Raw genomic sequence first — 6,068 nt, 5'->3', positions numbered from 1 at the left:
GGTGGGGGGAGAGGGCGCCCTGGGCGGGCGGGGTCGGCGGCACGCGGTGGGCGGGCCGCGCGGGCTCCGAGAGCCGCCGGATCGCGGCCATCGGGACGTGCAGCCAGTCGGGGCGGTGCCGGGACTCGTACCGGGCCTCGTACACCGCCTTGTCGGTCTCGTACGCCCGCAGCAGCACGGGGTCCTCGCGCGGGTCCCGGCCGGTGGTGCGGGCGTAGCCCTCGCAGAAGGCGGCCCGGCAGTCGTCCGCCCAGGCCGGTGCGAACGGCCGGTGCGAGCGGGCGGCGTAGTCGAAGGAACGCAGTATCCCGGCGATGTCGCGCACCGCCGGTTCGGGGCGGCGCCGGTCGGCCAGGGGCCGGGCCGGCTCGCCCTCGAAGTCGATCAACGACCAGCTGCCGTCGAGGGTGCGCAGGGTCTGACCCAGATGGAGGTCACCGTGGATCCGCTGCGCGGCCACCCCCGTCCCCCGGGACGCGGCCAGCGCGTCGAAGGCCCCCCGCAGTCCGGCCTCGTAGGGCTGGAGCGCCGGTACCTCCCGGGCGGTGGCGGCCAGCCGTGCGGTCATCCCCGCGGCCAGCCGGGCGGTCTGCTCCGGGCCGAGGGCGACGGTGGGCAGGGCCGCGGCGAGCGCGCTGTGCACCTCGGCGGTGGCCCGGCCGAGCGCGTGCGCCTCGGCGGTGAAGTCCTTCCCGGCGCCGAGCCGGCGCAGCGCGAGCTGCCAGCCGTCGTCGGAGCCGCGCAGGTACGGCTGGAGCACGCCCAGGGTCAATGATTCGCCGCCGGGAGGTTCCGCCTCGTACCAGGCGACGGGCGCCGGCACCCGCGTGCAGCCGGCGGCGGCCAGCGCCCTGGGCAGCTCCAGGTCCGGGTTGACCCCGGGACCGACCCGGCGGAAGACCTTCAGGATGAACGAATCTCCGTAGATCAGGGAGGAGTTCGTCTGCTCCCCGGACAGCGGCCGGGGGGTGAGCCCGGCCGGGACCGGTGTGGCGGGGTCCCGGTCGAAGCGCAGCGGGCCGAGGACGCCGGGGGAGCGCAGCCGTTCCAGCAGCATCGCCGCGAGGCGGGGGTCGCCCAGCGCCTCGTAGACCGCCCGGCCCGCGTACGGCCCGTCCTCGGCGTGGCCGATCAGGGCGGGTGCGAGGGCGGGCGGCAGGGACGGGCGGATGCCCAGCAGCAGCTGGTAGCAGTCCCCGTCCACGTCCAGCAGCACGTGCAGCAGTCCAGGGGTGGATCCGGGTGGCAGCAGGTCGGCCGCCGAGACGGTCGTGAGTCTGCTGATGGCCCGGCCCTTGCCCGCGAACCAGCGCTGTGCGGGCAGCCAGGCCCGCAGCATCGGTTCCAGTGGGGCGATCCCGGCGGCCCGGTCGGCAGTGAGCCGGCTCCGGGCGGATGCAGCCTCCGACATGGCGTCGCGTCCTTTCCCCGGGCCGTCACAGATTGCGCAGAGTGTCCCGGATGCGCGGCAGTTGCTTCTCCGGCATGTGCGAGTGTCGGGTCAGGATGATCCGTACAGGGGCGGGCGATTGACCCGTTCGAGCTGCCCGCCCCCTGGTTGAGGCGTGGTCCGCCTGTGGCCGTGCCGGCTATTCGGCGCGGCGGTCACCGCGCTGTTCGGCACGCAGCCGGAACCAGTAGAAGCCGTGTCCCGCCAGGGTCAGCAGGTACGGCCACTCGCCGATCGGCGGGAAGCGCACATCGCCCGTGAGCTCCACCGGGATCCGCCCGTTGAACGACTGCAGGTCCAGCTCGGTGGGCTGCGCGAAGCGCGAGAAGTTGTGCACGCACAGCACCAGGTCGTCCCCGTAATCGCGCAGGAACGCGAGCACCGCCGGGTTGGACGACTGCAGTTCGGTGTACGAGCCGAGACCGAAGGCGGGGTTCGCCTTGCGGACCTCGATCAGCCGGCGGGTCCAGTGCAGCAGCGAAGAGGGCGAGGACATCGCGGCCTCGACGTTGGTGACCCGGTACCCGTAGACGGGGTCCATGATGACCGGCAGGTTCAGCCTGCCCGGATCGCAGGAGGAGAAACCGGCGTTGCGGTCCGGGGTCCACTGCATCGGGGTGCGGACGCCGTCGCGGTCGCCCAGCCAGATGTTGTCGCCCATGCCGATCTCGTCGCCGTAGTAGAGCACCGGCGAACCGGGCAGCGACAGCAGCAGGGCCGTGAACAGCTCCATCTGCTTGCGGTCGTTGTCCAGGAGCGGGGCGAGGCGGCGCCGGATGCCGATGTTGGCCCGCATGCGCGGGTCCTTGGCGTACTCGGCGTACATGTAGTCGCGCTCTTCGTCCGTGACCATTTCGAGGGTGAGCTCGTCGTGGTTGCGCAGGAAGATGCCCCACTGGCAGTTCTTCGGGATGGCCGGGGTCTTGGCCAGGATCTCGGAGACCGGGTAGCGCGACTCTCTTCGCACCGCCATGAAGATGCGCGGCATCACGGGGAAGTGGAAGGCCATGTGGCACTCGTCCCCGCCCTTGGCGAAGTCCCCGAAGTAGTCGACGACGTCCTCGGGCCACTGGTTGGCCTCGGCCAGCAGCACCGTGTCCGGGTAGTGGGCGTCGATCTCGGCCCGGACTCTCTTCAGCAGCTGGTGGGTGCGCGGGAGGTTCTCGCAGTTGGTGCCCTCCTCGGCGTACAGGTAGGGCACGGCGTCGAGGCGGAAGCCGTCGATGCCGAGGTCCAGCCAGAAGCGGAGGGCGGAGATGATCTCCTCCTGGACGGCCGGGTTCTCGAAGTTGAGGTCCGGCTGGTGGGAGAAGAAGCGGTGCCAGTAGTACTGCTTGCGGACCGGGTCGTACGTCCAGTTCGAGGTCTCGGTGTCGATGAAGATGATCCGGGCGTCCTGGTACTGCTTGTCGTTGTCGGCCCACATGTAGTAGTCGCCGTAGGGGCCGTCCGGGTCCTTGCGCGACTGCTGGAACCACTCGTGCTGGTCGCTGGTGTGGTTCATGACGAAGTCGATGATCACCCGCATGCCGCGGGTGTGCGCGGCGTCCACGAACTCCACGAAGTCGGCGAGGTCGCCGAACTCGGGGAGGACGGAGGTGTAGTCGGAGACGTCGTAGCCCCCGTCGCGCAGGGGCGAGGCGAAGAACGGCGGCAGCCAGAGACAGTCGACGCCGAGCCACTGGAGGTAGTCCAGTTTGGCGGTGAGGCCCTTGAGGTCCCCGACGCCGTCGCCGTTGCTGTCGTGGAAGGAGCGGACGAGGACCTCGTAGAAGACGGCCCGCTTGAACCAGTCGGGATCGCGGTCCTTGGCGGGGGTGTCCTCGAAGGTGTCGTGGACGGGATCGTTGATCATCATGTGGTGGGTGACCCTCCGGTGGGCGGGGACGGTCGCAGAGCGGCCAGAACGTGCGCGGGCGTGCGGCCCGGCTCTAGGCGCACGTAGTTCGCCCTGCCCCAGTGATAGGTCTCGCCGGTGAGCTCGTCGCGCACCGCGAGGGACCCGTGCCAGTCGAGGCCGAGTACCGGCATGTCCAACGACACCGTCGCCTCCTGGGTGTGGTGCGGATCGAGGTTGACGACCACCAGTACGGAATTGGCGCCCGCGTGCTTCGAATAGGCGATCACCTGTTCGTTGTCGGTCGTGTGGAAGTGGATGTCGCGCAGCTGCTGGAGCGCCGGGTTGCGCCGGCGCAGCCGGTTCAGGGCGGTGATCAGCGGGGCGATCGTGCGGCCCTCGCGGTCGGCGGCGGCCCAGTCGCGCGGCCGGAACTCGTACTTCTCGGAGTTCAGGTACTCCTCGCTGCCCTCGCGCACCGGGGTGTTCTCGCAGAGCTCGTAGCCGGCGTAGATCCCCCAGGTGGGGGACAGGGTCGCGGCGAGGACCGCGCGCACCTCGAAGGCGGGACGGCCACCCTTCTGGAGGTACTCGTGCAGGATGTCGGGCGTATTGACGAAGAAATTCGGCCGCATCACCGAGGCGGACGGGGTGGCGGAGAGCTCGGTCACGTACTCGGTCAGCTCGGCCTTGGTGTTGCGCCAGGTGAAGTACGTGTAGGACTGCTGGAAGCCGACGGCGGCGAGCGCGCGCATCATCGCGGGCCGGGTGAAGGCCTCCGCCAGGAAGATCACGTCCGGATCGGACTTGTTGATGTCCGCGATCACCTTCTGCCAGAAGACGACAGGCTTGGTGTGCGGGTTGTCGACCCGGAAGATCCGTACCCCGTGGTCCATCCAGTGCCGCAGGATCCGGCAGGTCTCCTCGACGATGCCGGCCATGTCGGTGTCGAAGTGGACCGGGTAGATGTCCTGGTACTTCTTCGGCGGGTTCTCGGCGTACGCGATCGTGCCGTCGGCGCGGTGGCGGAACCACTCCGGGTGCTTCTCCACCCAGGGGTGGTCGGGGGAGCACTGGAGGGCGAAGTCCAGCGCGATCTCCAGCTGCAGCTCGCGGGCGCGCGCAACGAAGGCGTCGAAGTCCTCGATGGTGCCGAGTTCCGGGTGGACCGCCTCGTGGCCGCCCTCGGTGGAGCCGATGGCCCACGGCACCCCGGGGTCCCAACTCCCCGCGGAGAGCGTGTTGTTGGGGCCCTTGCGGTGGGTGCTGCCGATGGGGTGGATGGGCGGCAGGTACACCACGTCGAAGCCCATCGCGGCGATCGCGGGCAGCCGCTCCGCGGCGGTCCGGAAGGTGCCGCTGACCGGGGCCTCGCCGGGTACCAGCACCGCTCCCTCGGAGCGCGGGAACATCTCGTACCAGGAGCCGAAGAGGGCCCGCTTGCGCTCGACCAGCAGCGGCAGCGGCTTGGAGGCGGTGACCAGCTCCCGGTAGGGGCGCTTGGCGAGCGCGGCGCCCACGGCGGGGGCCAGCGCGGCCTCGTACCGCTCGGCGGCCGGGCGGTCCTCGTCCCGCATGATCTCGGCGGCGGCCAGGACGGCCTCGCGGCCGTCGCGCTTGGGGATCCGGGCCGCGGCCCGCTCGTAGAGCTCCGCGCCCTCCAGCAGCACGAGCCCGGTGTCGATCCCGGCGGGGATCTTGATCGCGGCATGGGCCCGCCAGGTGCCCACCGGGTCGCTCCACGCCTCGACGGTGTACGTCCACCTCCCCTCGACCTCGGCGGAGACCCGGGCGCCCCACCGGTCGGTGCCGGGAGCGAGTTCGCTCAGCGGCACGGGGGGCCGCAGCCGCCCCTTCGGATCACGCAGGACGAGGTGGGCGGCGACGGCGTCGTGCCCCTCGCGGAACACGGTGGCGGAGATCTCGAAGACCTCGTCCACCACCGCCTTGGCGGGTCTGGCGCCGCAGTCGACGGCAGGGCGGACGTCCAGCACGGGAATGCGACCGATCATGATGGGATCACCTGGGGGCAGTTCGCAGGGCTCGGTGACAACAGGCCAGCCGGAATCACGACTGGTAGTGCACGCTCTGTTCGCTCTGTTTCTAGCCGCTCAAGAGACGGCTGGGCTGCGGGCATGGCCGCTCCTGTCCGCGTTCACTCGGGTGGCGGGGAGAGGGTTTGTGGGCGGGTGCGCCGTGCGTGTACGACGTGTACCCGGGGAGCCCTTCCCACTCTCCCCCCGCCCAATCCGCGCACTTGGTTAACTACTCGTACGTAGTGGCACGGGCCATGCCAAGGGTCTGCTCGACATTCGGCGGGGCTCCGTCAAGTCGGCCGGGACCAGGTGACGTAGGGGCCCGGAACACCCGTCACACCGGCCTCCGGAACCCCTGGGGAACCACCCGCGCGGGGGTACGGTCAACGACGTTCCGCACCGTCGCGGGGCGGGAGTGGCGGCTGATGCAGGGACGCTTGGGAGATCTGGCCGAAAGATGGTCCCTCGAGGCGCGGGGGGAGCGGGCGAGCGCGCTCCTCCTGGGGCAGGGGGCTCCGAGAACATGTGCAGGGCCTGCCCGCGCCCGGGTGCCGGCGCGCCGCGCCGCCGGAGCAGGCCCCTGCCGGGCTCCCCGCCCTGCACACCGCCGTCCCCTCGATCACGGCCCCCGCCACGGGCGCCATGGCCGGAACGCGGGAGCGTCGCTAGCCTTCCCGGGGTGATGCGCGGGTGCACAGCGTGGTGCGGCCGCTCCGATCCGCAATCCCCTGCGAAGGTGGAACGT

Annotated in this window: 3 protein-coding genes; all 3 read right to left on the bottom strand. The window is 71.0% G+C overall.

Translation table 11 applies throughout. The features are described from left to right. Nucleotides 1-1,411, bottom strand: a 1,411-nt coding sequence (locus IH80_RS0117015) for a maltokinase N-terminal cap-like domain-containing protein (RefSeq protein WP_063757303.1), incomplete at its 3' end; no start/stop codon positions are given. A gap of 178 nt (nt 1,412-1,589) precedes the next feature. Beyond that, the gene (gene treS / locus IH80_RS0117010; RefSeq protein ID WP_030961357.1) at nt 1,590-3,308 is read right to left on the bottom strand and encodes a maltose alpha-D-glucosyltransferase; all 1,719 of its coding nucleotides are present in this window, start codon (nt 3,306-3,308) and stop codon (nt 1,590-1,592) included. After that, nucleotides 3,305-5,299, bottom strand: coding sequence for an alpha-1,4-glucan--maltose-1-phosphate maltosyltransferase (locus IH80_RS0117005; protein WP_030961356.1), 1,995 nt, complete (start codon nt 5,297-5,299; stop codon nt 3,305-3,307). Before IH80_RS0117005 ends, treS begins: the two co-directional genes overlap by 4 nt. Nucleotides 5,300-6,068 lie beyond the last annotated feature (769 nt).

It is taken from the genome of Streptomyces sp. NRRL S-378, from assembly GCF_000720645.1.
GTDB lineage: Bacteria > Actinomycetota > Actinomycetes > Streptomycetales > Streptomycetaceae > Streptomyces.
Note: the sequence above shows the minus strand (reverse complement) of the source record. Positions and strands in the feature narration are given on the sequence as shown.

Coding starts and splice junctions, on each gene's coding strand:
- treS (WP_030961357.1), bottom strand. CDS start 3,308: ATGATGATCAACGATCCCGTCCACGACACCTTCGAGGACACCCCCGCC.
- IH80_RS0117005 (WP_030961356.1), bottom strand. CDS start 5,299: ATGATCGGTCGCATTCCCGTGCTGGACGTCCGCCCTGCCGTCGACTGC.